This is a genomic window from Mycobacterium sp. URHB0021, from assembly GCF_054057895.1.
Genome location: NZ_JBSRZT010000002.1, coordinates 311,609 through 338,475 on the forward strand (window position 1 = coordinate 311,609; position 26,867 = coordinate 338,475).

Sequence of the window (26,867 nt, forward strand, 5' to 3'; positions counted from 1 at the left end):
AGACACTTGAGAAGCCACGCCTCAGGAGGGAGGGGAAGGGTCGTCGCCTTGGGTTAGGTGGTGCAGTATTCGTTCGTTGAGGGCGGCGAGCATGTCGAGTTCAGCGGGGGTCATCAGGTCGATGAAGTTCCGGCGAACGTCCTCCACGTGCCCGGGCGCCGCTTTCTCGATGGCGGCGCGGCCGGCCGGCAGCAAGCAAACCATGGTGCTACGGGCGTCATCGGGGTTGGGCTCGCGGCTGATCAGCCCGTCGGTCTGCATGCGCCGAACCTGGTGGGAGAGACGGCTCTTCTCCCAGCCGAGTGCGTCGCACAGGGCCCGTGCGGGCATGCGGTCCCCGTCGAGAGCCGAGAGCAATGCCAGGACCTCATAGTCGGCCCCGGAGAGCCCGGATTCCTGCAGGCGTCGGTTCAGGTGGACCTCGAGCTGATGATGCGCGTCGACAAAGGCTCGCCAGGAGCGGGCTTCACGAGCGTTCAGCCAGTTCGGTTCCACCGCTCTCCATGCTCCCTCAATTGTTGAGTCATCTACAAAATTAGTCTTAAGGTGGAGCTGTCAACCTTTCACATCGTAGCCAAGTCAGGTCGCCTCATGGGCAGCATCAACATCATCGGCACCGGGAACATGGCCGGCGCGCTGGCAGGACGGGCGCTCGCTGGCGGCAACCCAGTCGAGATCGTCGGCCGCGACCCGGTCAAAGCCAAGCAATTGGCCGCCGTGCTTGGCGGCGCCACTGTCGGGACACGGGCACCGCCCCGGCCGGGGACATCGTCATCCTCGCCGTGCCGTACGCCAGTGCGGCGAGTGCCCGGCGCTCCTCGGCGGGCACTCGGTAGCCAGTCACGACCCCGAATGCACCACCAGGTGGTCGGCCGGACAGGACGCCCCGGCACAAGTGGACGCCGAGGTGATGCTGCGCGTGCCTGAAGGACCACCGGGGGGCGCACCTCACGCGACCTCGGCGAGTTCGGTTCCATCCGCCGCTCCACGCCTCCGATTGGTTGACACGTACACCAAACAACCTAAGGTGGAGGAGTCAACCTTTTCTTCCAGAGACAAGACGGGACCTCTCATGAGCAGCATCAGCATCATCGGCACCGGAAACATGGCCCGCGCTATCGGCGCGCTGGCAGTAGGGGGCGGTAACGCCGTCGAGGTCATCGGCCGCGATCGGTCCAAGGCCGCTGACCTCGCCACCGCTCTCGGTGGCAGTACCGGGACGGGAGATTTCGGGGCCGCGCCAGCCGGGGAGATCGTCATCGTGGCCCTGAGGTATGCCGATGTCGTGCCGGTCGTCGCCCAGTACGGAAACGCCTTGACAGACAAGGTCATCGTCGACATCAGCAATCCCTTCAATTCCGCGGCCGACGGGCTCGCGATCCCCGATGACACCTCGATCGCACAGGAAGTCGCCAAGGCGGCCCCGGCCGGCGCCAGCGTGGTGAAGGCATTCAACACCGTCTTTGGTCATGTCCTGGAGAAGGGCCGGACGCCCGATGTGTTCATCGCTGGCGACGATGCGCAGGCCAAGGCACACGTGTCGGAGTTCATCGACAGCCTCGGGCTGCGCCCGTTGGACGTCGGCGGCTTGAAGATGGCGCACTGGCTGGAGGGAACGGGCCTGGTTCTCATGGGTCTCGCCCGTCATGGGTTGGGAAACTTTGACGTCGCTCTCGGCGCCACCGAATTTGCCGGCTGAGTCGCACCGCGCCGTCAGGTAGAGCAGTGAACGAACACGCGCACTGTCGCACCCACGTAATTGTTGATGGTTCACTGAAAGGTTCGCAATGTCGGGAGTCAGCGTAGGCCGCCGATTCTCCGCGGGCAGGCGCCCCGCGATGAAGCTTGGTTTCGTCATTCCCATAGTCGGGCCCGCTGTCAGCAGCGCCGTTGGCCTGAGCGCGTTCTGCCGCGGACTCGAGGACCTTGGTTATGACACCCTGTGGGTCGCCGATCGACTGGTCACGCCGGTGAATATGCAGGCCACCTATCCGGGCAATGAGCAGCCGTACCCGCCGCAGATGACCCGTTACCTCGATCCGGTGCTGCTGTGGACGGTCGCCGCGACGGCGACCACCCGAGTGCGGCTGAACGCCAGCACGCTCAGCACGTTCTACTACGAGCCGACGCACATGGCCCGGATGCTGACCACGCTCGACGTGCTCAGCGACGGCCGCCTCGACGTTGGCGTGGGAGTCGGGTGGATGAAGGACGAACTCGACATCGCCCGCGGCGCAGACTGGCGCCGCCGCGGGCGGATGCTCGATGACCTGCTTGCGTTTCTGCGCGAGTGGTGGACGACCACTCCGGTGTCGTGGGCCAGCGAGTTCTTCTCCCTGCCGCCGGTCCATGCCGACCTGCGCCCGGTCCAGCCTGGCGGTCCGCCCATCTGGATCGGCGGTGCCAGCGAAGCCGCGATGCGCCGGGTCGGCCGCATGGGCACCGGCTGGCTCGGGGTCGAAGGGCTGCAGGACTCTTCCGACCACTTGTGGTCGATTGCCCGCCGTGCGGCGCAGGACGCCGGCCGCGATCCTGACGCGCTGAAGACGGCCATGCGGATCAACCTCGAACCGGGCACGTCAGTCGACTCGCTCGTCGACAAGCTCGAACGCTTCGCGGGGTCCGGCATCGACGAGGCGATCGTAGACGCCTTCGCACTGTTCCCCAGCCTTGACCAGATGCTCGACTTCGCCAGCCAGGTAATCACCAAGTGGAGTAATCGTCGGACGGCTTGACGGGACAGCCGCATCACGGGCGGATCAAGTGGCGTGGCACTTGACGGTGCCAAATGTTCGTCGAGCGCCCTAGGTTTTACGCCGCCGCCCCTCTCGATGGAACACTCCGCCCGCGCCGCCGTCACCCAACACGCAGCGTGAGAAGTCACACCCCCGTCTGTCGAGATGCAGGAAGATTGACAGGAGACGCGAAGTTACTTTGACAAGACTTCAGCGTGTCGCGAAAGCTTGTTAATCTTCGCATCAACAGTTCGGGCTTCATCGACTCGGCGAACTCAGTACCGCCTCGGTGTGCAGATCTTTCCAGTTTGTCATGATGACCCCTGCGCGGTGACCTCGACGACTCGCCTCCGCGGATTGGTACGGGCGCAATCGTCCGTCGCGAATGATCTGCACCGCAACGCTGTTGACGTCGCACAAGGGTCGATGGTTCCGAGGTGACGTCGATTTTGGTGCCACAACGGTGACGCGGTAATTGTGGCCGACGGAGGCTTTATCGTTACTCAGTCTCGTCGGCCAGTCTCGAGGTCTGGCAGCGCAATTGATCGGCGTTGACCGAATACTTCAGGGCCCCAGGCGCACTAACAACTTCAACGGTGCCCCGGCCATAACATCCTCGGCTGGCGAATGAGGCAGCCTCACCGCTGCGTAGCGGTATCTAGTCCAGGGATGAGGCCGTTCAGCGCAGAAGGCTCCGGCCCGGCCGACCGCGTCCCCGCAGCGGATACCCGCGCCGCAGCCTCTGGATTGCACCGCCGAAGGACCGAGCGACTGCCGCGCCGACCAACAACCCGACCGCGATCGCACAGACCACCGTCACCACCCCGAATGCATTCGCCGCACCACCGCCGGGATTGGTGATGAGGGCGGTAGTGGAGAGCAAACCGAGGCTGCCGGGGACGAGCAGCCAGAATGCCGGCAGAAAGACCACCAACCGCGGCAGGTTCGGACGCACGGCCTCGACGACTGACGAACCCAGGCTGGCGGCGACCGCGCCCAGGAAGCTGCCGAGCACCGCACCACCGACGTGTTGTCCGAAACTCTGCGCGGCGAAGGCGAGGATCAAGACCACGGTGATCCACGGCAGCAGTCGCACCGGCGGACTCTCTAGAACCCCGATTCCGATGCTGATCAGAATCAGCCCCAGCGGCGCGGCCCACCAGCCGAGTGTGTCGACGCGGAGATTGGTCAATTCGGCTGCAGGCACAGTGATCACGTGGCTGGCCGCGACGATGCCCAGGGTGAACAGCAACAGCTGAACCAGCCCGAAGGTCAACCGTGATGCTCCGGCGACCATGTCGCCGGCGGCCAGCTCCGACATCGCGGTGACGATCAACGCGCCGGGCAACAGCACGGCCAGCGGCGGCAGCAGGGTGCGCAGTGGTCCGTCCAGCAAGTCGGCGTTGGCGGCTGCGAAGACCCCGCACGCCAGCAGGAAGGCCGCGAGCGTCGGTAGCAGGGTGGCGATCAGGCCGAACCGCTGCCCCAGCCGGAAAAGGGCGACCACCACGACGGCCCCGACGGCCGCGAAGGCGACGTTGGCGCCGCCGGGCTGGAGGATGAGAGCGATTCCCGTAGCGATCGCGATCCAACCGAAGTTGGCCAACCACTGCGGATACCGGGGCGGGCGATGGCGCAGTTCGAGAAGCTCCTCGGTGGCCTGGGACACCGTGACGGTGGACAGCCTCAACCGATGACGGATCGCCCGGACCTCGGCGGCCTGGTCGAGACGCAGTCCACCCTTGACCGACTCGAACGTCGCGGCGGCACCGCTGGCCAGGTTCAGCATGACCCCGGTCGGTGAAGCCGCAATCTGGACGTCGGGGTAGCCCAGCGCGGCGCTCACTTCGGCTAGCTCGTCCTCCACGTCGCTGACCGGCTGCCCCGTCGCCACCATCGCCGCGCCCAGGTAGGCCAACAAAGCGCGGACGGCGTCGTCGTCTTCGGACACGGAGTCACTCTGCCAGGTCGACCCGCAGGCCCAGCGGCATGACCATGATCGTCGTCATCATGAGATCGTTTCGCTCGCGAAGTCGTGGATCAACTCGTCTTACTTGCTTGGCGGCGTAGTGGCGTTGGCCAGCGCGCTTCGCGGCGTGCTGAGCAATCCGCAGCCGCACCCAAGCATCCTTGGCATGTGTTCGCACGACACAACTCTGTTTCGGCCCGCGAGCCTTCCGAAGAAGGGAGGTCACCACCGGCCTAAGCCCGGCCACCGGTGAGAAACAGTGCCACCGCGGCGACCGCTCGAGGCCGAGGGCATTCGCAATCATTTCGTCCCGCCCAGTCTGGGCCAACGCAATCCCAGGCTGTGCGGCGATCAGGGCGTGCCGCTTGTTCGAACTGATGCGGCATCCACACACAGTTCTGCGAGACCACAGTCGAGTAAAGCGGCTCGGCCGTAACGCCGTATCAATACGGCGCGGGTGCGGTAGCTCTTCACGCTGCCCTCGACTTAACGAGTGCCGGAGTCGACTTCGGTCCGTGATGTCGAATGCTCTCTCGAATTACGTTGTGTTGCGGTTCTTCTGGACCGCCGACTGCTGCACGTCCCGTTGATCGTCGTGGCCGAGGGTCGCGGCCCAACTGGCCAGCAGCTTCAGGCCGTCCCGTGACGCCGGGTCAGCAGCGGTGAACGCGGTCAACGCCAGCCCGTCATCGGCCGAGAGATCCATGACCTCGAATTCCAGGGTGAGTCGGCCGACCACGGGATGCTGGTACACGTTGGCGCCGGTGCGGTGCAGCCGAACGTTGTGATTGGCCCAACGGTCGCGGAATGTGTCATTGCGGGTGGACAACTCACCGATCAAATCGGACGGGTCACGGTCACAGGGGTGACGGCCGGCTTCGGTGCGCAACATCGCCACAGTCGTGTTGGCTGCCTCGTCCCAGTGCGGGTACAGCGCCCGGGCCTGCGGTGAAAAGAAGCAGAACCGCCCACGAGTCCGATTGACAGACCCCGAGGTTGTCCTTGCGTCGTCCGGTAGAGCCTCCATGCAGAGCAACAATCGACCGTCGTCCTCGCCGGCTAACGCCGCAGCGGATTTGAGACGCAGTGTGAAACAAGAAGCGAGACGATCATGGCGGTGTTCCCGCCAGGGACACTGACGCCGTCATGTCGCTCTATGCAACCGACAACGTTTCCTTCGACATCGGCCCTCCGCTGCGGTACGCCGGGGCTGACAAGAAGGGGCGAGCCGGGCAAGACGTCTTCGACGCATATGCCGGACCCATCGGCTATGAGGTAGTCGAGTGGACCCGTCACCGACCTTTGGTTGCGTTGGACGGCGACGAAGGCGTCAGTGATAACGGCGCGGTGGCCATACCGGCGCACCTAGTTCGCGCGAGACCGTGCGGGCCGTGTCGCGGAGCGCATCGACCGCGTCGGATCCCAACGGCCAGCGTGCGGCCGGTACTACCAGACCGACCGCTCCGGTGGCCTCCTCGGAGGAGTCGAAAACCGCTGCCGCCACGGCGCATTCACCCAGCACCGCTTCCTCTATCTCGGTGGCGATCCCGGTTGCCCTGGCTTGCTCCAGCTGAGCGGTCAACACGGCCGGATCGGTGATCGTCTCACCGGTCATGCTGCGCAACTCATCGGCCTTGAACTCCGAACCGAAGGCGAGCAGCGCCTTGCCCAAGGCGCTGGCGTGCGCGGGGATGACGATCCCGACCTCGGGCATCTGACGGGTGCCGTCCGGCCGAGGCTCGTGGGCGACCACTATGACCTCGTCGAAGAGCAGCACCCCGGTGCGCACCGCGCAGCCGGTCCGGCGCGCGAGTCCCTCGGCCCAGATCGCCACGCGCGAGCGCAATTCGAGGGTGTCCAGGTATACGTTGCCCAGCCGCAGGGTGGCCGGCCCGAGCCGGTACCGAGCCGAATCGAGTTCTTGGGCCACCATGCCGTGAGCCAACAATGTGCGGACCAGCCCATGCACGGTGGACGGGGCGAGGTCGATCGCACCGGCGATCTCACCGAGACTCATCCGGCGGCCACCCTGCAGCACGGTGAGGATGCGCAGCGCGCGATCCACGGCCTGGATCATCCCGTTCCGCCTCTCCGTCGGAAAGCGCCACATTCACCCTTGTGGCCATCGAAGCATAAGCGTATGGTCCAGATCACATTCGATAATGTCGAATGTGATCCGAGATAGTCGACTGATACACGGGCGGTAACACGATCCTGACTCAAGGGAGAGCAGCATGGACGAGCCTTCAATCACCCAGAAACTCGCCGCCGAAGTGGTCGGCACCGCGTTCCTGGTGTTCGTCGGCGTGGGATCGGTCCCCGCGACGATCATCGTCAACGGCGATGCGCCGTTCACCATGGCCGACCTTGGCATGATCTCGTTCGCCTTCGCCACCGTGGTCGTGGCCACCATATACGCCCTCGGACACATCTCGGGCAACCACATCAACCCCGCCGTCACCCTTGGTCTGGCCGTCACCGGCAAGTTCCCGTGGTCCCGGGTTCCCGCCTACATCGCCGCCCAGGCAGTTGGCGCGGTCATCGGCGCGGCCGCCATCATCGGGGTGCTCGGCACGGCCGCCCGCGACGCCGGCCTGGGCGTCGCCACCTATTCGGCAGATGTGAGTCCAGTGCAGGCCTTCTTCGCCGAATTCGTGGGTACGTTCATTCTCGTGTTCACCGTATTCGGCGTGATACACCGCAAGGCCTCCGCCGGGTTCGCGGGCGTCGCCATCGGACTCGTCGTGTTCGCCGCGATCATTCCGGTCGCACCCACCACGGGCGCGTCGATCAACCCCGCCCGCACGTTCGGCCCGATGCTCGTCCAGCAGATCGCCGGCGGCTCCGTCGCGTGGAGTCAATTGCCCGTCTACCTGGCCGCCGAGTTCCTGGCCGGCGCGCTCGCCGCACTCACCTACGTCGCGATCTCCCGCACCCGCGCCGACGCGGCACCCGTCGAGTCGGAGCATGCCACCCCCACCCCCGCCGCCCAGACCACCGCTGCAGCCTGAGGAGCCGTCCCGTGAAGAAACTCATCAACGACCCAGCCGACGTCATCAGCGAGGCCCTGCGCGGGATCGCCATGGCCCACCCCGAGCTCCGCGTGGACCACACCAACCGCATCATCTACCGCGGGGACGCGCCGGTCACCGGCAAGGTCGGTCTGCTCTCGGGCGGCGGGTCCGGGCACGAGCCGCTGCACGGCGGCTTCGTCGGACGCGGCATGCTCGATGCCGCCTGCGCCGGTGAGGTATTCACCTCCCCCGTGCCCGACCAGATGCTGGAGGCAACCAAGAACGTCGACGGTGGCGCGGGGGTGCTGCACATCGTGAAGAACTACACCGGCGACGTGATGAACTTCGAGATGGCCGCTGAACTGGCCGATGCCGAGGGCATCACGGTGGAGTCGGTTCTCGTCGACGACGACGTCGCGGTACAGGACAGCACCTTCACCGCGGGTCGGCGCGGCGTCGGTGCCACCGTGCTGGTGGAGAAGATCGCCGGCGCAGCAGCCGATCAGGGCCGCGGCCTCGCCGACGTGGCCGACGTCGCCCGTCGCGCCAACGCGGCATCACGCAGCATGGGCGTCGCGCTGACGTCGTGCACGGTGCCCGCGGTCGGTCACCCCACGTTCGAGTTGTCCGACACCGAAATCGAAGTCGGCGTAGGTATTCACGGCGAACCGGGGCGCCAACGCCTGCCCATGCAGCCTGCCCGTGACGTCGCCGAGCTGATGCTCGACACCGTCCTCTCCGACCTCGACTTCGCCGGCGACGACGGGGTCATCCTCTTCGTCAACGGCATGGGCGGTACGCCACTGATCGAGCTGTATGTCATGTACGCCGAGTACGCGGCGATCCTCGACAAGGCCGGCATCCGCGTCGCACGCTCACTGGTCGGGCCGTACATCACCAGCCTCGACATGGCCGGCTGCTCGGTCACACTGTTGCGGGCCGACGACGACATGCTGCGGCTGTGGGACCACCCGGTCAACACGCCGGCGCTGCGGAGGGGATGCTGAATGACCGACCAGACCGTCGACGTGGCCGCCCTGACCCGATGGATCCATGAATTCGCCAGGGGGATCGGTGAGAACGCACAGTTGCTCTCGGACCTCGACGCAGCGATCGGTGACGCCGACCACGGCATCAACATGGAGCGCGGCATGACCGCGGTGCTCGGTGCCCTGGAAGAGACTGCGCCTGTGGACATGTCGGCCCTCTGCAAACAGGTCGGCATGACGTTGGTGAAGTCGGTCGGCGGAGCCAGCGGACCGCTCTACGGCACGTTCTTCCTGCGCATGGCTCCCCCGCTGGGCACTGCCGACAGCGTGGCCGCCACCGACTTCGCCAAGGCACTGCGCGCCGGCGTCGAGGGCGTGGTGCAACGCGGGCGTGCCGAGTCCGGCGACAAGACCATGTACGACGCGCTGGCGCCCGCACTCGACGCGCTCGACGCCGCACTGGAGTCGGGAGCCGGTCTTTCGGCCGCATTGTCGAGCGCTGCCACCGCAGCCAGGGACGGCCGCGACGCCACCGAATCGATGGTCGCACGCAAGGGCCGGGCCAGCTACCTCGGGCAGCGCAGTGTCGGTCATCAGGATCCGGGCGCCACGTCGGCGGCGATGTTGATCGCCGCCGCAGCGACCGCCTTCGCGGCCGGATGAGCGCCATGACCGTGGGTCTCGTCGTCGTGTCGCACAGCCGGGCGTTGGCAAGGGCGGCAGTTGCACTCGCTCAGGAAATGCTGCATGGCAAGCCAATTCGCATCACCGTCGCCGCCGGATTGGACGAGACCACGTTCGGCACCGATGCCGCCGCGGTCGTCGACGCCATCACCACGGCGGACCAGGGCGCGGGCGTCGTGGTGCTTATGGACCTCGGCAGCGCGGTGTTGTCCGCGGAACTGGCCTGCGAACTGCTCGACGACGACCTTCGCGACCGGGTTCGGCTGTGCCCCGCTCCCCTGGTGGAAGGTCTGGTGGTGGCGGCGGTCGGCGCGGCCGGCGGAGCGTCGATCGACGAGGTGGTCGCCGAAGCCGCAGGGGCATTGGCCGGAAAGGTCGGTCACCTAGGGCCCACAGCTGTCACCGCAGTGACCGACGAGCCGGGCAACGCCGACGAGGTAACCGGCGCGTTCGTCGTCGCCAATCCGCACGGCCTGCACGCTCGGCCTGCCGCGCGGCTGGTGCAGGAGGTGCGCCGCCGCGACGCTCGCGCGCGGATCCGCAACCGCAGCAGCGACTCGGCGTGGGTCGACGCCGGGAGCCTGTCGAAGCTGGCCACGCTGGGAGTCCGCTGCGGCGACGAGGTCGAGGTGCGAATCTCGGGCAGCCAAGCCGCCGAGACGCTGGACCACGTGCTGGCGTTGGCCGTACGTCACTTCGACGAGTCACTTACTGCCCCCAGTGCCGTCCCGGAACCCCCTGTGGCCCTGACCCCGATCGGCGCCGGACCCGGCCTGGGCATCGGCCCGGCCCGCTCGGCGCGACTGAGCACGATCGAAGTACCCGACGTGCCCGCCGAGGAGCCCGCGATCGAGTGGCGTCGGCTGAGTAAGGCGATTGCCACGGTGCGCCGCGCCATCAGCCAACTGCGCAACCGGACCGCCCGCGAGGTCGGCGAGGCCGAGGCGTCGATATTCGACGCGCACCAACTGCTGCTCGACGACGACGAGTTGCTCACCGCCGTGCGGGGCCGCGTCGACGGAGGCATGTCCGCGCCTGCGTCGTGGTCGGCGGCCATGCGGGAGCTGGCTGCGGAGTTCGCGGAGATGTCGGATCCGTATCTGCGGGCCAGGGCCGAGGACGTCAACGCGGTCGGCGACCAAGTGCTGCGGGCCATGCTCGGGAGCATGGCGACCGTGGCGGCCTCTGCCGGAGTGCTCGTCGCGGCCGACCTGACGCCTGCCGAGGCCGCGGAGCTGGACCCCGAGCAGGTGGCCGCCGTGCTGCTGGCGTTCGGCAGTCCCCACGCCCACAACGTGATCCTCTTGCGGGCCAAGGGAATTCCGGTCATCGTCGGCGCCGGACCCACCGTACTATCGATACGCGATGGGACCCCGGTGGCGGTGGACGGCACCCGCGGCGAGTTCGTCGTCGACCCACCGCCCGACGCGCAACGCGACTTCGCGGCCAGGGTGGCCACGCTCGCCCGGCGTCAGTCCGAGGCGAAGGCGCACGCATCCGAGCCGGCGGTCACCCGCGACGGCATCACCGTTGCCGTCGGCGCCAACATCGGCTCGGTCGACGACGCGCGGGCGGCGACCGCCCAGGGCGGAGACTTCGCCGGCCTGGTGCGTACCGAGTTCCTGTTCCTCGGGCGCCAGGACGCCCCCGACGTCGAGGAGCAGTTCGCCGTCTATCGCAAGATCGCCGAATCGCTTGACGGGCACCGGATTACACTGCGCACGCTCGACGTCGGCGGCGACAAACCGCTGGAGTTCCTGCCCGCGCCCGCGGAGATGAACCCTTTCCTCGGGGTTCGCGGCATCCGGCTTTCGCTGGCCCATCCCGAACTTCTGGCCGACCAGCTGCTGGCGATGGTGCGGCTGGCCGAGCAGACTCCTGTCAGTGTGATGTTTCCAATGATCTCGACGCTCGACGAACTGTTCGCCGGGCGCCGGCTGCTCGACGAGGCGATCGCGCGCACCGGCCGCGATCGGCCCGTGGGACTGCAGGTCGGCATGATGGTCGAGGTGCCGGCGGCGGCGCTCAAGGCCGCGGCGTTCGCCCGTCATGTCGACTTCTTCTCCATCGGCACCAACGACCTCACGCAGTACGCGCTGGCTGCCGACCGCAACAACGACGCCGTCGCCGCGATCGGCGACACCTTCGATCCCGGGCTGTTGCGCTTGGTGCGGGCCACCTGCCATGGCGCGGCCGGACGCGCGTCGGTCTCGGTGTGCGGTGAGTTCGCCGCCGACGAGCGCGCCGCAGCGCTGCTGCTGGGCCTGGGCGTCGACGCCCTGTCCGTCACGCCGCCGGCGATCCCTGCGACGAAGGAGGCGGTGCGCGCGGTGGACACGGGCGAGGCGCGCCGGCTGGCCGAAGACGCGCTATCGGCAGACAGTGCCGCCGCGGTGCGGGAACGCCTGGGCTAGCCGATTAGTCGCTGTTGGTCCAGTCGAAGTCGGCGCGGGTGCGGGCATGAAAGAACCTCGCGCGTCGAATCGATGATGCGACGACTGCGAGGCGAAAGCTAGCGTGGCGGTGCCCGCGTCTTTTCATGATCGCAACCATGAACGATCCTGTGCAGCAAGACTTTCATAGCTTGGGGAGGTTATGGAAATGGCTCTGCGGGGTCCCCAGATGTGCGACACGCTGAACCGCCCCGGTGCCCCAGCGAATTTGGCGGGCCACCCGGCTGGGCGCCGTTGTGGCTCTTCCACGTGTCGATCATCTCGGCGGTACGGGGGCTGAGTCCTCTATGCGTAGTAGCGCGACACGAGGACAGACCGCGATGAACGACAGGCGGACGACGCTGGGGCCTCGTCGAATCAAGTTGCTTCACGAGTTGCCGTCGCCAAGCTCCGACTCGGCGGCACGCCAACCGCACGCTCGTTGGGTGGCTCGGATGAACGAAGCGGTCAGCATCTTCCGGTGCGGGCAAGAGCGCCCTCGTATGCGGAGGCCCTAGTCAGGGACGGGCAATGACTGAGAACTCGAACTCCAACGACACAACGGCGCAGGCCAGATCGCCATGACAGACGACTTGTTCGGGTTGCCTGGCGCGCCTGTTCGTCGGGAATGATTACTCGATATGGACAGAAATCTGTTTCGTCGTGAGACACCGGATGAGGGGTCTGTCCCGGCCGAGGGGAAGCATCCCACGTCGTCCGAACTGCGTCGCTGGCGCCAGTATCTGGCCGATGAGCAGGCAGAGGCGGCGGTGTACCGGGACCTGGCGGGACGGCGCACAGGGGAGGAACGCGAGATTCTATTCGCGCTCGCCGACGCTGAGGGCCGCCACGAAAAGCATTGGCGCACGCTGCTTGGCGACCAGATCGGAAAGCCGCGCCGCGCTGCGCTGCGCACCCGGATCCTGGGTTTCCTGGCGCGCCACTTCGGGTCGGTGTTCGTGCTGGCCCTCGCCCAGCGCGCGGAAGACCGCTCAACCTACGACACCGACGTTGATGCCACCGCCGCGATGGCCGCCGATGAGCACATGCACGCTGAGGTGGTGCGCGCCCTGGCCACACGGGGGCGCAACCGGTTGTCGGGCACCTTCCGGGCGGCGGTGTTCGGGGCCAACGACGGCTTGGTCAGCAACCTGTCTCTGGTCCTGGGGATCAGCGCCAGCGGGGTGTCCAACCACACGGTGCTGGTCACCGGCATGGCCGGATTGCTCGCCGGGGCGCTGTCGATGGGTGCCGGTGAGTACGTCTCGGTGAATTCGCAGCGTGAACTGTTGCAAGCCTCCACTCCAGATGCGCAGGCCGGATCGGCGCTGCCGCAACTCGACGTCGACGCCAACGAGCTGGCGCTGGTCTACCGGGCGCGCGGCATGAGCGAGTCCGAGGCCCGGGCACGCGCTACCGAAGTCCTCACCTCTGGCGCTCCGGGCTTCTCCGGGCACCCCCGCGACGCGGCGCCCAGCACCGAGGGGCAAGACGCGGTCGGCAGTGGGCTCGGTGCCGCCGCGTCCAGTTTCTGCTTCTTCGCCTCGGGCGCGCTGGTGCCGGTGCTGCCGTACCTGTTCGGGCTCGAAGGCCTGATCGCCGTGATCGTCGCAGCGGCGCTGGTGGGCGCTGTGTTGCTATCGACCGGTGTCGTCGTCGGTTTGTTGTCCGGTGGGCCGCCGCTAAGGCGGGCACTGCGTCAATTGCTCATCGGATACGGCGCCGCCGCCGCCACCTATCTCCTGGGACTGCTGTTCGGCGCTGGCATGGGCTAACGGCTGGCTGGCGGATCAACGGCCTCGTCGGCCCCAGAGAATGACCGGGTGTGGCCCGCACCACCTGGTGGCCCAGTGCTCGGTGTTGCTCGAACCATCCCGCTATTGCACACGCCAGCGGATGCGGCGGGTCACCAATTCGGCCGCGCCCAGCGCTCATTGCTTCGTCCCCGCGGAACTTCGTCGACAGCGACGGTGATCACCTGTGCGTACCCGTCGGCCGTTCCTTCGACCTACGGTTGGCCTCGGCGATGCGCTGGTCCTCCTCGGCGCGCTCGACAGCTGGCGGCCCTCAGGTGGCCGACTTTGGGCCGACAGGCGGTCGTTTCGCTCCTGCACACTCGATTTCTTGACTTGGGTGACCCAGGCACCGCGGTCGAGCTCGATGTCGACACTGTTCTTGAAAGGGGCTAACAAGGTCATATCCGGACCCTGCCTAAGAGGTGATCGCGACGGTTTTGCCGGTGATCGCCGACTCGGCGGCGGCATTGGCCAAGACCAGGGCTGCGACACCGTCCTCGAAGGAAGGTGAGCAGGGTTCACCGGTGCGGATGGAGTGTGCGAACGCGTCGAGTTCGGCTCGATACGCCTGGGCATAACGCTCGAGGAAGAACGGAAGATACGGCGGAGCTTCCTCAGTCCCGGACGCGTCATAGCGACGGACCAGGGTCTTGGTGGCATTGCCCGCGATAACATCCCGTCGGTGCCGAACGCTTCGAGGCGTTGGTCGTAGCCGAACGCGCAGTGCCGGGAGTTGACGATGGTGACTGAGTTCGCCGTTGTTGCCGCGCAGCGTGATTGTTGCGGAGTCGAAATCGTTGAGCTCTCGGATGTCGTCGCTGAACACGTTGGCGCCCACGGAGGAGACCTCGACGATTTCGGGGATGAAGAATCGGGCCATGTCCAGGTCGTGGATGGTCATGTCCCGGAAGATGCCACCCGAGGCGGCGATGTAGTCCTTGGGAGCCGGCGCGGGATCACGGCTGGCGCCAGGCCTTCTACGCACGAGACCTGGCAGGCACGGTCGTGCTGGTCGGCGTCCCCACTCGGGACTTGCGTCTGGAGATGCCGTTGGTCGACTTGTTCTCCCGCGGTGGATCATTGAAGTCGTCCTGGTACGGAGACTGCCTTCCCGAACGCGACTTCCCGACGCTGGTCGACCTGTACCAGCAGGGCCGCCGCCCGCTGGATCGCTTCGTCTCCGAACGCATCAAGCTGGACGAGGTCGAGGACGCCTTCCACACCATGCACTCCGGAGCCGTGCTGCGCTCGGTGGTCGTGCTGTGAGCGGTGACGGACCGGTCAAGTCAACGTGGTGGTGACCTCGACTGGGCGCATCAGCGTGTCGCGGATGGGGGAGCGGGACTCCACTACCTTGATGAGTTCCTCCAGCTCCTCCCGCGTCGCGTTCGGAGCGTCGAGCTCGACCTCGACGCGGATCTGCTGGGCCCCCGGGCTCTGGTCCTTGTCGACGCCGAGGAAACCGGCGAGGTCGAAGTCGGCCTCGAGGTGCAGGCGGTAGCCGGCGAGCGTGATGCCCCGCGCCGCGGCGTTGGCGGCGAGAGTGACCGTGTAACAGCCGGCGAGAGCCTGAAGGATGTACTCGCCCGGTGAGGCGGCAGTGTCGCTGCCAAGGAGTGCTACCGGCTCGTCGCTTGACATGTCGAACCGACCGGCCCGCGAGTCGTCGGCCCGGCCGGCCTGCACCAGGCTCCCGGTTGCGGCCGCAAGGCGGAACCCGCCCTTCCACGCGCCGTCAACGGAGAAGGTGACGCGCCCGAGGCCGCGCTGATTGGTCACTGCCTCGATGGTGTCGTTGAGGGCGTCCAGGTCGACGCCGTTGATCGTGCTCATGCGGTTCCTTTTCGGTAGGGGACGGGCGCAAGTCGGCCATCTCCGGTGTCGGCCCCATCGGTCATGAAACTGCGGCCCGTTCGGGGATCTCGACCGCCGTCTCGAGCATCTGCTTGGTGCTGGTGAACCAGTCCTGCAGGTTCAGATCGATGATGACCTCGTCTGCGCCGGCCGCTGCGGCCGTTCGGACGTCGTCGATGATTTGGTCGAGTGTGCCGACGAACGGCGTTCGGTCCGGTCCTGCCGGACGGTCGGTGAAGGTGACGTTTCCGACCACGACCATCTCCATGCCGCTGGTGTCGCGGCCGTAGTCCGAGGCCAGGTCGCGGATGCGGTCCCAGCGTGCGCGCAGTTCCGCGGCTCCGGCCGATCCGGGTGTGCTCAGAAACGGTAGCCAACCGTCTGCGCGTTCGGCGATGCGCCGCACGGCTTTGGGACTCACGCCGCCGAGCATCACGGGGATTTTCGAAGTGGGCTTGGGCAGCACCGCGGCGTTGTCGATCACGCATCGAGGGCTGCGGATGGTCACCGGGTCCGGCCCCCACACGGCGTCAAAGACGTCCAGCGTCTCGTCGAGGAAGCGGCCGCGATCGGCCCCGGTGGCGCCGGCGGCCCGGAATTCGTCGGTGGACCAGCCGGTGCCGATACCGGCGATCATGCGCCCGCCACTGATCTGGTCGATCGTGGCCAGCGCCTTGGCCAGCTGGACGGGTGTGTGCAGGGCGGCGACCAGAAGGGAAACACCGAGGCGCACCTTCTCGGTCACCACCGCCGCCGCGGTGAGGACTGCCAGGGGGTCGGCGGCCTGCCGCGAATGTTCCGGCCACGGCACGTTGGGCTGTTCGGCATAGGGTTCGGCGGGTGTCTGCGGGAAGAGCAGCCGTTCGTAGGTCCACAAACTGTGGTATCCGGCGGCTTCGGCCGTTCGGGCTGCTTCGATCACGTCGTTTTGTAGGTCGACCCCCAGTCTCTGGGGTATGCGAAGTCCGAGTTTCATGTGACGTCTCCGATGTAGTCGTGAATGGGGTGGCCGCCGCAGAAACCTGCCCGGTCCATTCCTCGAGTGTTGAACGTTCACATTTGTGTGAAGGTCAAATGTAAGCTCGAACACATGCAGATCGGACAGCTCGCGGAGCGTACGGGCGTTTCCCGTCGGCTCCTGCGCTACTACGAGGAGCAGGGGCTGATCAAGCCCAGCCGCGCCCTCAACGGTTACCGTGAGTACGGCGAAGCGCACGTAGATGTCGTGCTGCAGATCACGGGACTGCTCGATGCCGGACTGCCGACCCGCATCATCGAGCAACTGCTGCCGTGCCTGGAGCAGCCGCAGACCATCTACGTACCCGATGTGACACCGGAAATGATCGACACACTGCGACGCGAACAAGCTCGGCTGTCCGAACGCATCGAGTTCCTGACCCGCAACAGAGACGCCGTCGCTGACTACCTCGACAAGGTGCTCAGCGTCAAGGCGGCGAACAACAAGAGCAGCGTCACGCCATGATCTGACAATTGTCTTGCCGGCGGCGAATCAACTTGGTGGGCACGCAACTCCAGGTTGGTCAGAACATCTTGCGGATGTCGTCCTCGAACTCGCGGACGTGGGCCTCCGCGAGTTCGCGTGCCTTGGCGCCGTCGCGGTCCAGGATCGGCTGCAGCACCTCGGTTTGACCGTGCACATGGTTGTTGTACTCTTTGCTCGCCGACCGCACCAGCCGGCCGAGCCCTACCGAAGTCGTTTTGCGGCGATGTGTGCGTGGCAAATCCGAATGCCATTCGTCGGGCGCGATCGAAGGTGGTCAAGCGACCGGCACGTCCCGCGACATGTCGCCGACCGATCACGGAATGTTAAGCGGCGACAGGGGTTTCGTGACGGCGAAGGCGAATGTGGTCTTGATGGAAGCCAGTGACGGGATTCCGCGGATCTGCGTTCTCAGCAGTTGCTCGTAGGCGGCGAAGGACTCCACGACGATCTTGGCTAGGTAGTCATCGTCGCCCGCCAGTAGGTAGGCCTCGACGACTTCGGGCACCGCGCGCAGTTTCGCCTCCACGGCGTCGACGACTTCGGGTGTGTGCGACAGCAAGGTCAGGCGGGCGAACGCGGTGATCGCCAGTCCGACGGCGGTCTGCGACACGACCGCTGAATAGCCGGCAATCACGCCGCTGTCTTGAAGGTTTCGCACACGTCGCAGGCAGGGCGACGGTGAGAGTCCGATGCGGTCCGCGAGATCTTGATTGGTGAGCCGGCCGTCGCGCTGCAGCTCGAGCAAGATGCGACGGTCGATGGTGTCGAGATCGATCATGCAGCGGATTCTGCCACTACATATAAGATACTGCGCAGAAGTAGCAAGCCTCTGCTGCCGATACTTATCTAAAATTGCTCATATGTCTCTCCGCATGCCCGAAAAGATACTGGGGATGGCGGCGGTCATTGCCACTGTCGTTCTGTGGTCCTCGTTCGCGTTGTCCGCTCGAGCGATCCAGGACTCGAGCCTCACCACGATCGATGTGGCGATGATCCGTTTCCTGACGCCGCTCGTCGTGCTGGCGCCGTGGCTGCCACGAACCCTAAAAGCGGTGCGCCGTGAGTCGCCGGGCGCCGTTGCGGTCATCGCTGTCGGCGGGCTGCCGCACTTCCTGCTCTTCGCTCTGGGAGCAGCCCTGACGAGCGCTGGACTCACGGGACTACTCGTTCCCGGAAGTGTGCCGCTGTTCGTCACCGTCATCGTCTTCCTCTTGCGTCGCACTCCCATTCCGACACGTCGTCTCTTCGCGCTGGTCGCCATCATCGGTGGAGTCGCCGCCAGTGCTACCCAAGCCACGTCATCGGCGACCAAAACGGGCATCGCAGTTTTGCTTCTCGCTGGATTGGCCTGGGCCATCTACACCATCGGGCTGCAGTACACGAGGCTCGACCTGCCGGGGGTCGTCCTGATCGTGTGCACGGTCTCGTCGCTGTCGGCCCTCGCGCTGGCATTGTCACACGTCATGCCTTCACACCTGCTGGCGGGGGCGGTCAGAGGAACCGACGTGCTTCTCTTCATCGCGCTGCAAGGCATAGGAACCGGACTGATCTCCACTGTCTGCTATGCCTATGCGGTACGCAAATTGGGCGGTCACCTCGCCGCAGCCAGCGGCGCGATGAGCCCGGTCCTGACGGCGCTCGCTGCGATGCCGCTCTTCGCAGAACCAATCACAGCGGGCCTCGCCACCGCACTGACTCTCATTGTCGCCGGCGTGGCGGGATTCCATCTCACGCAGCGTGTTTCACCCCGCCGACGGCGCGCTTACGCTTGACGTTCACTTGGCTGCGACGGGCACTACCCACAGATCGCAGGTTCACAAGCGCCAGTATCGCTAGTGCACGCCCGCATCCGACAGGAAGCGCCCGATCGCGCCGATCATCTGCGGTCCGTCGAGCAGTTGCGGGTCGTTGTGCCCGACACCCGGCACCTGCACATACTGCTTCGGTTCTGGTGCGGCGTCAAACAGCCGTCGGCTCAGCGCGGCAGGCACGATGTCGTCACGATCTCCGGCGATCACCAGCACGGGCGCGCGCAGCGATGCGATCCGGTCGATCGAGGGATAGGTGTCCAGCAGCAACCGCCGCACCGGCAGCCACGGATAGTGCACCGCGGCCACGTCGAGCAGCGACGTGAACGGTGACCGCAGCACCAGCGCCGCCGGCGGCCGTTCGACCGCCAGACCCAAGGCCACGGCGGCCCCGAGCGATTCACCGAAGTACACGATCCGCTGGGAGTCGACGTCGGACTGTGCCCCGAGCCAGTCCAGCGCGGCCCGCGCATCGGCGGTCAGCCCGCCTTCCGACGGCTTCCCCGGATTGCCGCCATAGCCGCGATAGTCGAACAGCAGCACCGACAAACCCATCCGGTTCAGCGCGAGCGCCAACTCCGCCCGCAGCGACCGGTCTCCGCCGTTGCCGTTGCAGACCAGGACCGCGCCTCCCCGGCCGTGTGCGGGAAAGTACCACCCGCCCAACGACATCCCGTCCGCGGTTTCCAGCACGACGTCGCGACCGCCGGGCAGCACGGCCGCGGCCGACGGCACCGGCCCGGGCGACGGGAAATAGATCAACCGCCGCTGCTGGGTCCACAGCAGTGCGAGCAGTCCGGGCGCCACGAGCGTGACGATAACGATGATCGCGAGCAACCCGCGAGCATTTCCGCGGCCCACAGCTCTTGGCGGCACCGCGATCAGGCAGGGTCGTGCTTGAAGCTGACCATCACCACACCATGATCACCCGTGCCCACACCTTTGTGGTTGTCGACGTTGAGGTGGTCGTTGTTGGTGACCAGACCGTCGAACGACCACCGTCGGTTCCTGCTGTTGTCGTAGAACTGCTCACTCACCAGCACGTGGTCGAGGGACTCGCGCAGATCTTCGTGCACGTAGGTGTACTTAGTGGCACACGGTGCCAGTGCTGCGCGATAACAGACGTTCCCACTCGCGCTGCTACCTAGTGCGATCTCACTTTCATGTCCACTTGGACATCGGGTGGACATTTGAGATGAGAAGTGGACATCAAACTTGAGAAGCCACAACCCCCTGAAGGTTCTCATACTCGATGTCCGAAACAAGGTCTCTGAGCCGCGCTCATTGCGAGATTCTCACCGAATGTCCATCAGCGTTTTCTCACTGTCGTGTCCAATTTCAGGTCGCTGTTTCGCACCTTTCACAACCTTCTCGGGAGACACGCTCACGGCCCTCCGTTGTGTTGGGGTGGTACCTGCTTTCGTCACGTGACTAAGGTCCGCTCGCGCCCGTCCTAGCCACTCGCATTGGCATCGGCTTGATGCTCGAATTCGTCTGCCTTGCACGGGTTCCCGAATTTCCTCCGCTCGACCGACTTCCAGCCAGTCGTGCTGGCCAGCGCGGACACCGACCGTCGGGTGTTACCCGGTTCGGAAACCGTCACCGAGGTTGCGCTGCGACCTGGATTGCGTGAGTCGCACTCGGGAGCGGCGTCGGCGTGGCCGTGCCAAATTCGAAGACTGCCACCATTTGCCACTTTTTTCGAACGCTTGCCGCGAGTTCGGTGTCGGCGCGGGCGCGCGCGTGATCTACCGGGCCAGCAGAAGCTCGCGGTTTACGTGTCGGTGGCCCATGGCATTCTGCTAGTTGGTCCGTAAACGGCTGCAGAACATCGGATTCGACGCCCGCCACGCTTTCTTTCCGCCACTTGATTGGACCGGTCGGTTCGACTCAGTAGGCAGGACCCGCTCTGTACATACTTCCGGAGCGCCCGGTTCGTGTCATCGCATTCGCCGGCCGGTCCGCGCGGAGTGGTTAGAGGGCCGCGAGGCCGGCTTCGGCGACGGTCTGGTCTTGCTCTCCCGAGCCGCCGCTGACCCCCAGTCCGCCGACCACTACCCCGTCCCGCTTCAGGGGAACTCCGCCGGCGAAGATGATCACCCTGCCGCCGTTTGTTGCGTGGATGCCGTAGAACTGTCGATTTGGTTGCGAGTTCTCGCCGAGGTCTTTGGTCTGGATGTCGAAAGCGCGTGATGTCCAGGCCTTGTTGATCGAGATATCAACGCCACCGATCCATGCGCCGTCCTGGCGGACGTGGGCGACCAGGTTGCCTCCCGCGTCGACAATCGCGATGTTCATGGGCTGGCCGATCTCGTCCGCCCGCTTTTCGGCGGAGGCGATGAGAGCCTTGGCTTCTTCGAGGGTCAGCGCTGTCATGATGTGGGTCCTAGCTGTTGGCTGATGTGCGGACTTAGTTGCTTGGGCGTCGTCGGGGTCCACGATAAAGGGATGGACGAGCATCCCCCGCCGCCACCAGGCCAGCCCGGTTATGGCCCACCGCCGGGCGCCCCGACATCGAAGGGTTCCGGACCGAGCCGCTTCCGTCTGCGCAACCCGATGTCGATCGTCCTGGTCGCGGTGACCGTGGTCGGCTTAGTCGCCGCCGGCCTGCTCGCCGGTGAGCTGTACGCGCGTCACCGCGCACAGAGCGTGGTGGCCGCCGCCACCGAATGCGTGGTGCAGGATAAGGCGAGTGTGTCGTTCGGCGCGACGCCGCTGCTGCTTCAGCTCGCGACCGGCCACTACAGGAACATCTCGATCCACACGGCCGGCAATCGGATCGGCCACGCCCGCGGCATGAAGGCCGACGTACTGGTCGACGATGTCCGGCTGGATGGCGACGCCGACGCCATGGGCAGCGTGGGAGCTCTAGACGCCATGATCACCTGGTCTGCCGACGGCATGCAGCAGAGCATCCAGGAAGAAGCGGTCCCGCTGTTGCGTGGCTTGGTCACCGGGGTCCAGACCAACCCGGACGACGACACCCTCAAGCTGCAGGGCAACCTGGGCAGTGTCACCACCAAGCCGCAGGTGACAGACGGACGAGTGGCGCTGCAGGTGGTCGATGCCACCGGGCTGGGTTTGTTGCTGCCCAGCGAGATGGTGCAGTCGGCGCTAGACGCGTTCACCACCCGTCTCACCGAGAATTATCCGCTCGATATCCATGCCGACAGCGTGCAGATCACCGATGACGGTGTGACAGCACATTATTCGACCCGAGACACGTCGATCCCGCAGGGCAACAAGGGCAATCAAGGGAGCAACGACAACCAGGACCCCTGCTTCGCAGGCCTATAGGCGGGAGAGGATGGCGCGGGCAGCAGGTCACCACTTCCCTCTAGGTGGCGGGGCCATAGCGTTCATCATCCGGTCGATGACGGCAATCGGGCGAGGGGGTGATGTCCCTGGACGCGGAAGCGTCATCTACGGCCAAGACGGCGTGCGGATCGGATAGGGCACTCTCGGCAGTCCCGAGATGCCCCTCCAACCAGCCCCACCAGCTGGGCGTAGGCGAGGCGGAGTTCGGCATCCGATCGCTCGGTGTGGCAGGTCAGCGGCCGCACCGGCCGCTGCAGTTCTTGGCGCAGGTCGGGATCGCGACACCGTCCCCTGCTCGGTGCCCAACTCGGCGCGCCACGCCCGCACCATCCGCACCGCCGCAACCTTCTCTTCAGGACTGTAACGACGGCTCGTTGGCTTCTTTCCCGATGACGGTTCCGTGGGCATACCTGCATCCTCGTTTTCAAGGTCAGGAGCCTCCGGGATTTCCAGGGCGATTCACGGCAGACGGTCGCACATTCCTGGGTATCAAACTCATTTCTTCGTGCCCCGTTCTTCAGTTCGGGATTCATGCAGATGGTCGACGCTGGCGGTGTAGCTTCCTGGCGGGGCCAACGCGAGAAGTAGCGCAGCAGCGGCAGCGGTGAAAACCGATGCACTCAGCGGTGTCTCGAAGCCGGCGAAGATGAACATCGACACGGCGAACACGACAAGTGTTGCGGCGCTGACGAGCGCAGCCCAACGTACTTTTACGCCCAAAAGCAAAGCGCCGCCAAGCAGGGTTTCGACGACGGTGGAACCCCATGCGACGGCAGTGACTAGTTTGGCAGGCAGGTATGGGGCAAGAGTCTGCACATACTGTGTGAACGTCTCGAAGTTTCCCCAACCAACCTGGTTAGTCCCGGCCTTTCCCCATAACCCGAATCGATCGGCCACGGCCGACAGGAACCCCGCTGCAAGCGCCGCTCTCGCAAAAATCGTTGCTGCTGACCAGATTCTCTTGTCTTGTGACATCCTTGTCAGGTCTGTACGCCTTACGTCCGCCATGCTCTTACCCTCTTCGTACTTTTGGCAGCGGAACCCAATTTGCACGTTACGCCTAGAGGTGCGAAACGTTCATCCCTCTCCGACTCTTTTTCAGGGCTCGACTTGTAACGGGTTTGACGAATAAGGCGATCCGCTTACGTGCTCTCTTGCACTCCCCCGCCAACACGAGGGTGAATTGCCCTCCCACGCACCGATTTTCGCCTAGGCGAGTGGATCGTCCACAGTGTCGGGAACGGCGTGATTCGGAAGTTGGCCGAAGCTTCGCGCATAGCTTCATCGCCGGCGGCGAGTTGAATCGCGCACAGCGCAACGTTGAGGCGCTCGACCAGCTGACGCGGCATTCGACACCTACATTGAGTGCGAAGCGATTGCCGATGCCCGCCGCGTCGGCCGCGCGCTGCGCCGGTTAGGCGCGGAACGGCGCATCGTCACGCACCCACGGGCAAGAACGGGCTGGGACAGCCTCACCGACTCCGAACTCACGGTCGTCCATCTGATCGCCGAAGGCGCGCAACCGCTCCGTCGCGCAGCAACTGCACCTGTCCCCGCACACGGTGAAAACGCATCTACGCAACGCCTTCGCCAGACTGAGCATTGCTCCCCGCGCCCAATTGGCGCAGCTCATGCGCGGCGCTGATTGATCGACAGCAAATCGGCTAGATGACGTGCGCGGGCCTATAATGACGTGCACTGCAATGGCAGTCCGGTAAACGGTAGACGGGACACCCGATGGGGCCTTCAACCGGCCTATTTGACGTCGGCGGCCAGCGCCTGGTCACTCCGCCGATTCGAGGGCGGGCGGGCGAGCTGAAACTGATCGGCGCACTGGTTACCGCGGTGGCCCAGGGGCGCGGGGGCGTGCTGGTCATCGAGGGCCCGCCCGGCATCGGGAAGAGTCGTTTGTTGACCGAGGTGTTGGCGCTGGCCGACAAGTGTGGGGTGCGCACCTTGTTCGGGGAGGCGTTCGAGTATCAGCAGACGGTGCCGTTTTTCTCGTTGTTCATGGCCACGCTGAATGCCGATCCCCCGGTGGGAGACGCCGAGGCGTTGCGCCAACTAGGCGGTTCGGCCGATCTGCGCTACTGGGTGGTGCACGATCTGGCGGACGCGATTTATGCGGCGGCCGCACAGACCCCGCTGGTGATCCTGTTGGAGGACATTCACTGGGCCGATAACGCCACGTTGTTGGCGCTGCGGTCGCTGGCCGTGCGTCCGGATGTGGCGGTGTTGTGGGTGGTGACCGCACGCACCGGGGCCGGCGGGCCGGCGGTGCAGGAGACCTTGTCGGTGCTGCAGCGCGCGAATGCCACATTTTTGCGATTGGCGGCGATGACGCCGGACGCGGTCGCCGACATGGTCTGCGACGCGGTGCGGGCGAGGGCGGATGCGTCGCTGCTGAGTCTAGCGGCCAAGGCGCATGGAAATCCGTTTTTGGTCAGCGAGCTGGTCGGGGGTCTGGGCGAGGAGGGTCGGCTCAATCTCTCCGGCGGCCGTGCGGTGGTCACCGGAGACGGGCTGCCGCGGCGTCTTGGCGCAACGATGCACCAGCGGCTCGACGTGCTCTCCGGTGAGACATCAGAGGTGGTGTGGGTGGCCGCGGTGCTGCCGGACCGGTTTTCGGCTGGCTTGCTGGCCGCGATGCTGGAACGGTCGCCGGCGTCGTTGCTGTCGGCGCTCGAGGAGGCGGTGCGTGCGGATCTTTTCGTCGAAGATGGTGAGCGGCTGCGGTTTCGGCATGACTTGCTGCGCGAGGCGACCCGGCAGTCGTTGCCGCAATCGTTGCGGCGGGCGATGGAGCGCCAGTCCGCGTCGGTCATGCTGGGAATGGGTGCGGCCCCGGCCGAGGTCGCCACCCAGTTGGCGCGCAGCGCCGAGCCCGGAGACCAGGAGGCGATCGACGCGCTGCGCCAAGCCGCCCAATCGGTTGGGCGCGGTGATGCGAGTGCGGCTGCGGACTTGAGCATGCGCGCGTTGGACCTGTTGCCCGGCGATGGCGCTGAGCGCGGGTCATTGGTCGCCGAAACGGTGGAGTGGCTCAACCGGGCCAGCCGCTATGGCGAGGCGGAAGAATTGGCCGTCATGGCGCTCGCGGAGGCGGCCTCGCCCGAAGTCGAGGCTGAGATCCGCCTCCGGCTTCCGACGCAAACCAAGCACAGCAGCCCGCGGCGGGTAGAGGAGAGCCGCCGAGCGCTGCAGTTGAGCGGCATCAGCGAGGTCACCCGGACACGGCATCTGGCGTGGCTGGCCTACAACCTTGTGTTGCAGGACAAAAGCGGCCAACATCGTGCGGCCGCCGACGAGGCTGCCGCCGCTGCGGCAGCCACCGGTGATCTCGAGGCCACCATCATGGCCGAGGTCACCCACGCGTTGATCGATTCTGGTGAGGGGTACGCGGCCCGCGCACTAGGCCGCCTCGAACAGCTTCGCGCGCTCGCCTACACGAATGAAACGGCGTTGCCACATGCCTATGCCGGGATGTTCCACGCAAACCTGCTGGCAGTCGTCGGGCGATTGGACGACGCGACAGCCCGGGTCGCCGAAGGCATAGGGCAAGCCGGCCGGGAAGGCAACGCGATGGCCCTCGCTAACTGGGCTGTCTACAGTGGGTGGGTCCACCTCGCCGCGGGCCGGCTGTCGGCCGCTCGCGATGCGGCTGATTCCCTGCCGCCCCCACAGCCGACAGGCGCGACCGAACTGGACGTGCATCGTATGCTGATCCTCGCCGAGGTGGCGGCGCACATCGATGACCGGAACGTGCTGCAGCAGACGGCCAATGATGCACGCGATGCCCACTCGATCGGTTCGCCCGGCCAACGTCGAGCATCAGCGTATGTGCTGGCGCGGGCGGCGTGGTATCGCGGCGACGTTCATGAAGCAGCCCGCTGGCTTGGCGACATCAGCCTACTGGGGACACCCCTTTTTCCCCATGCATTGGTTCGGCTGATCTTGGGTGCGCGGGTGGCCTCGGCCGCCGGTGATGCCGGTTTGCGCGCGCGGGTCTTGCAGGCTAGCGAGGTGCTGGAGCGTGAACGGCCTGTGGTGCCGCTGTTGGCGGCGGTGGCCGGATATGCCCGCGGGATACTCGAACGTGACGCGCAGGCATTGGTGGCTGCCGCGGCCGCGCTTCGTTCGTCGTCGCGGCCGCTTCTTTACGCAAGCGCCGCCGAGGACGCCGGCGGCGAGCTCAGTCGCGCACAACGCAACGCTGAGGCGCTCGACCAGCTGAACGCGGCATTCGACACCTACATTGAGTGCGAAGCGATTGCCGATGCCCGCCGCGTCGGCCGCGCGCTGCGCCGATTAGGCGTGGAACGGCGCATCGTCACGCACCCACGGGCAAAAACGGGCTGGGACAGCCTCACCGACTCCGAACTCACGGTCGTCCATCTGATCGCCGAAGGCGCGACCAACCGCTCCGTCGCGCAGCAACTGCACCTCTCCCCGCACACGGTGAAAACGCATCTACGCAACGCCTTCGCCAAGCTCGACATCACGTCTCGGGCTCAACTGACGCAATTCATGCGCCGCTCGGATTGACCAGTCCGTCAACTATCAAGGCCACTAGCTGCACTCCGATCATCGGCCTGCTCAACCATCTCGTGTCGACCGCGAGTGACCGCAAGATCGCGGTTGTCCATGCTGATCGGTCCGCGGCGGGTCACACGCATCGCGCGAAGTTGATTGAACTGGTGGCGCAACTGCCCCATGCGGAAGTGCACCGTTGGTATGAAGACCTCGGCGCTCGAGCGCCTATCG

The 26,867-nt window shown here is 65.8% G+C and carries 25 protein-coding genes, 3 pseudogenes and 1 riboswitch; of the genes and pseudogenes, 14 read left to right on the forward strand and 14 right to left on the reverse strand.

Annotated features, from left to right (window positions below; translation table 11 throughout):
• Window positions 1-21: 21 nt before the first annotated feature.
• Window positions 22-495, reverse strand: a complete 474-nt coding sequence (locus tag ACVWWN_RS03595; protein WP_457142664.1) for a MarR family winged helix-turn-helix transcriptional regulator — start codon at window positions 493-495, stop codon at window positions 22-24.
• Window positions 496-624: 129 nt separating this feature from the next.
• On the opposite strand from ACVWWN_RS03595, the gene ACVWWN_RS03600 reads away from it, so the two are divergent.
• The 3 genes from ACVWWN_RS03600 to ACVWWN_RS03610 all read left to right on the forward strand — a co-directional run bounded on the left by ACVWWN_RS03600 (window position 625) and on the right by ACVWWN_RS03610 (window position 2,735).
• Window positions 625-927 carry a hypothetical protein gene (locus ACVWWN_RS03600; RefSeq protein WP_457148985.1) on the forward strand — a complete coding sequence of 101 codons (303 nt, stop codon included), beginning with the start codon at window positions 625-627 and terminating at the stop codon, window positions 925-927.
• Window positions 928-1,072: 145 nt separating this feature from the next.
• The gene (locus ACVWWN_RS03605) at window positions 1,073-1,699 is read left to right on the forward strand and encodes an NADPH-dependent F420 reductase (protein WP_457142665.1); all 627 of its coding nucleotides are present in this window, start codon (window positions 1,073-1,075) and stop codon (window positions 1,697-1,699) included.
• 139 nt (window positions 1,700-1,838) lie between these two features.
• A complete protein-coding gene (locus tag ACVWWN_RS03610) occupies window positions 1,839-2,735 on the forward strand; it encodes a TIGR03619 family F420-dependent LLM class oxidoreductase (RefSeq protein WP_457148986.1) in 897 nt (298 codons plus the stop codon).
• A 679-nt stretch (window positions 2,736-3,414) separates the two neighbouring features.
• On the opposite strand, the gene ACVWWN_RS03615 is transcribed toward ACVWWN_RS03610, so the two are convergent.
• The 3 genes from ACVWWN_RS03615 to ACVWWN_RS03625 all read right to left on the reverse strand — a co-directional run bounded on the left by ACVWWN_RS03615 (window position 3,415) and on the right by ACVWWN_RS03625 (window position 6,781).
• A complete protein-coding gene (locus ACVWWN_RS03615; protein WP_457142666.1) occupies window positions 3,415-4,686 on the reverse strand; it encodes a threonine/serine ThrE exporter family protein in 1,272 nt (423 codons plus the stop codon).
• 556 nt (window positions 4,687-5,242) lie between these two features.
• Window positions 5,243-5,731, reverse strand: a complete 489-nt coding sequence (locus tag ACVWWN_RS03620; RefSeq protein WP_457142667.1) for an MmyB family transcriptional regulator — start codon at window positions 5,729-5,731, stop codon at window positions 5,243-5,245.
• A 303-nt stretch (window positions 5,732-6,034) separates the two neighbouring features.
• The gene (locus ACVWWN_RS03625) at window positions 6,035-6,781 is read right to left on the reverse strand and encodes an IclR family transcriptional regulator (protein WP_457142668.1); all 747 of its coding nucleotides are present in this window, start codon (window positions 6,779-6,781) and stop codon (window positions 6,035-6,037) included.
• A 157-nt stretch (window positions 6,782-6,938) separates the two neighbouring features.
• On the opposite strand from ACVWWN_RS03625, the gene ACVWWN_RS03630 reads away from it, so the two are divergent.
• The 5 genes from ACVWWN_RS03630 (at window position 6,939) to ACVWWN_RS03650 (ending at window position 13,598) form a co-directional block, all read left to right on the forward strand.
• A complete protein-coding gene (locus tag ACVWWN_RS03630; protein WP_457142669.1) occupies window positions 6,939-7,715 on the forward strand; it encodes an MIP/aquaporin family protein in 777 nt (258 codons plus the stop codon).
• Window positions 7,716-7,726: 11 nt separating this feature from the next.
• Window positions 7,727-8,725: a dihydroxyacetone kinase subunit DhaK gene (gene dhaK / locus ACVWWN_RS03635; RefSeq protein WP_457142670.1), complete on the forward strand. Its 999-nt coding sequence runs from the start codon at window positions 7,727-7,729 to the stop codon at window positions 8,723-8,725.
• On the forward strand, window positions 8,726-9,370 hold the full coding sequence (gene dhaL / locus ACVWWN_RS03640; RefSeq protein WP_457142671.1) for a dihydroxyacetone kinase subunit DhaL: 645 nt from the start codon (window positions 8,726-8,728) through the stop codon (window positions 9,368-9,370).
• A gap of 5 nt (window positions 9,371-9,375) precedes the next feature.
• Window positions 9,376-11,805, forward strand: coding sequence for a phosphoenolpyruvate--protein phosphotransferase (gene ptsP / locus ACVWWN_RS03645; RefSeq protein ID WP_457142672.1), 2,430 nt, complete (start codon window positions 9,376-9,378; stop codon window positions 11,803-11,805).
• A 404-nt stretch (window positions 11,806-12,209) separates the two neighbouring features.
• Window positions 12,210-12,323, forward strand: a riboswitch (SAM riboswitch).
• 141 nt (window positions 12,324-12,464) lie between these two features.
• Entirely contained in the window at window positions 12,465-13,598 is a 1,134-nt protein-coding gene (locus ACVWWN_RS03650) for a VIT1/CCC1 transporter family protein (RefSeq protein ID WP_457142673.1), read from the forward strand.
• Window positions 13,599-14,034: 436 nt separating this feature from the next.
• Here the strand turns inward: ACVWWN_RS03650 and ACVWWN_RS03655 are convergent, their stop codons facing one another.
• Window positions 14,035-14,700 carry a Gfo/Idh/MocA family oxidoreductase gene (locus ACVWWN_RS03655; protein ID WP_457142674.1) on the reverse strand — a complete coding sequence of 222 codons (666 nt, stop codon included), beginning with the start codon at window positions 14,698-14,700 and terminating at the stop codon, window positions 14,035-14,037.
• Between ACVWWN_RS03655 and ACVWWN_RS03660 the strand changes: the two are divergent.
• A pseudogene (locus ACVWWN_RS03660) lies at window positions 14,586-14,885 on the forward strand (S-(hydroxymethyl)mycothiol dehydrogenase); the annotation flags it as partial. The gene ACVWWN_RS03655 and the pseudogene ACVWWN_RS03660 sit on opposite strands and share 115 nt — an antisense overlap.
• Window positions 14,886-14,900: 15 nt before the next feature.
• On the opposite strand, the gene ACVWWN_RS03665 reads toward ACVWWN_RS03660, so the two are convergent.
• A complete protein-coding gene (locus tag ACVWWN_RS03665; protein WP_457142675.1) occupies window positions 14,901-15,452 on the reverse strand; it encodes an OsmC family protein in 552 nt (183 codons plus the stop codon).
• Between the two features lie 61 nt (window positions 15,453-15,513).
• Entirely contained in the window at window positions 15,514-16,449 is a 936-nt protein-coding gene (locus tag ACVWWN_RS03670) for an LLM class F420-dependent oxidoreductase (protein ID WP_457142676.1), read from the reverse strand.
• A gap of 114 nt (window positions 16,450-16,563) precedes the next feature.
• Between ACVWWN_RS03670 and ACVWWN_RS03675 the strand changes: the two genes are divergently transcribed.
• A complete protein-coding gene (locus ACVWWN_RS03675; protein WP_457142677.1) occupies window positions 16,564-16,956 on the forward strand; it encodes a MerR family transcriptional regulator in 393 nt (130 codons plus the stop codon).
• Window positions 16,957-17,014: 58 nt separating this feature from the next.
• On the opposite strand, the gene ACVWWN_RS03680 is transcribed toward ACVWWN_RS03675, so the two are convergent.
• Together ACVWWN_RS03680 and ACVWWN_RS03685 are read right to left on the reverse strand one after the other, a co-directional pair.
• Window positions 17,015-17,215 carry a hypothetical protein gene (locus tag ACVWWN_RS03680; protein WP_457142678.1) on the reverse strand — a complete coding sequence of 67 codons (201 nt, stop codon included), beginning with the start codon at window positions 17,213-17,215 and terminating at the stop codon, window positions 17,015-17,017.
• Window positions 17,216-17,290: 75 nt separating this feature from the next.
• Window positions 17,291-17,755: an Lrp/AsnC family transcriptional regulator gene (locus tag ACVWWN_RS03685; protein ID WP_457142679.1), complete on the reverse strand. Its 465-nt coding sequence runs from the start codon at window positions 17,753-17,755 to the stop codon at window positions 17,291-17,293.
• Here ACVWWN_RS03685 and ACVWWN_RS03690 point away from each other — a divergent pair.
• Window positions 17,754-18,749, forward strand: a complete 996-nt coding sequence (locus ACVWWN_RS03690) for a DMT family transporter (RefSeq protein ID WP_457142680.1) — start codon at window positions 17,754-17,756, stop codon at window positions 18,747-18,749. The genes ACVWWN_RS03685 and ACVWWN_RS03690 overlap by 2 nt on opposite strands.
• A 60-nt stretch (window positions 18,750-18,809) precedes the next feature.
• Here the strand turns inward: ACVWWN_RS03690 and ACVWWN_RS03695 are convergent, their stop codons facing one another.
• The 3 genes from ACVWWN_RS03695 to ACVWWN_RS03705 all read right to left on the reverse strand — a co-directional run bounded on the left by ACVWWN_RS03695 (window position 18,810) and on the right by ACVWWN_RS03705 (window position 21,161).
• Window positions 18,810-19,622, reverse strand: a complete 813-nt coding sequence (locus ACVWWN_RS03695) for an alpha/beta hydrolase (RefSeq protein ID WP_457142681.1) — start codon at window positions 19,620-19,622, stop codon at window positions 18,810-18,812.
• Between the two features lie 44 nt (window positions 19,623-19,666).
• The gene (locus tag ACVWWN_RS03700; protein WP_457142682.1) at window positions 19,667-19,861 is read right to left on the reverse strand and encodes a hypothetical protein; all 195 of its coding nucleotides are present in this window, start codon (window positions 19,859-19,861) and stop codon (window positions 19,667-19,669) included.
• 898 nt (window positions 19,862-20,759) lie between these two features.
• Entirely contained in the window at window positions 20,760-21,161 is a 402-nt protein-coding gene (locus ACVWWN_RS03705) for a GlcG/HbpS family heme-binding protein (protein WP_457148987.1), read from the reverse strand.
• Between the two features lie 72 nt (window positions 21,162-21,233).
• Here ACVWWN_RS03705 and ACVWWN_RS03710 point away from each other — a divergent pair, with 72 nt between their 5' ends.
• Window positions 21,234-22,082 (forward strand): LmeA family phospholipid-binding protein, encoded by an 849-nt coding sequence (locus tag ACVWWN_RS03710; protein ID WP_457142683.1) that lies wholly within the window; start codon window positions 21,234-21,236, stop codon window positions 22,080-22,082.
• A 297-nt stretch (window positions 22,083-22,379) separates the two neighbouring features.
• Here the strand turns inward: ACVWWN_RS03710 and ACVWWN_RS03715 are convergent.
• Window positions 22,380-22,511 (reverse strand): annotated as a pseudogene (locus ACVWWN_RS03715) (IS3 family transposase); the annotation flags it as partial.
• An 87-nt stretch (window positions 22,512-22,598) separates the two neighbouring features.
• Window positions 22,599-23,078, reverse strand: a complete 480-nt coding sequence (locus tag ACVWWN_RS03720) for a hypothetical protein (protein ID WP_457142684.1) — start codon at window positions 23,076-23,078, stop codon at window positions 22,599-22,601.
• Window positions 23,079-23,389: 311 nt separating this feature from the next.
• Here ACVWWN_RS03720 and ACVWWN_RS03725 point away from each other — a divergent pair.
• Window positions 23,390-23,752: pseudogene (locus ACVWWN_RS03725) on the forward strand (helix-turn-helix transcriptional regulator); the annotation flags it as partial.
• Between the two features lie 88 nt (window positions 23,753-23,840).
• A complete protein-coding gene (locus tag ACVWWN_RS03730) occupies window positions 23,841-26,648 on the forward strand; it encodes a helix-turn-helix transcriptional regulator (protein WP_457142685.1) in 2,808 nt (935 codons plus the stop codon).
• Window positions 26,649-26,867: the final 219 nt, after the last annotated feature.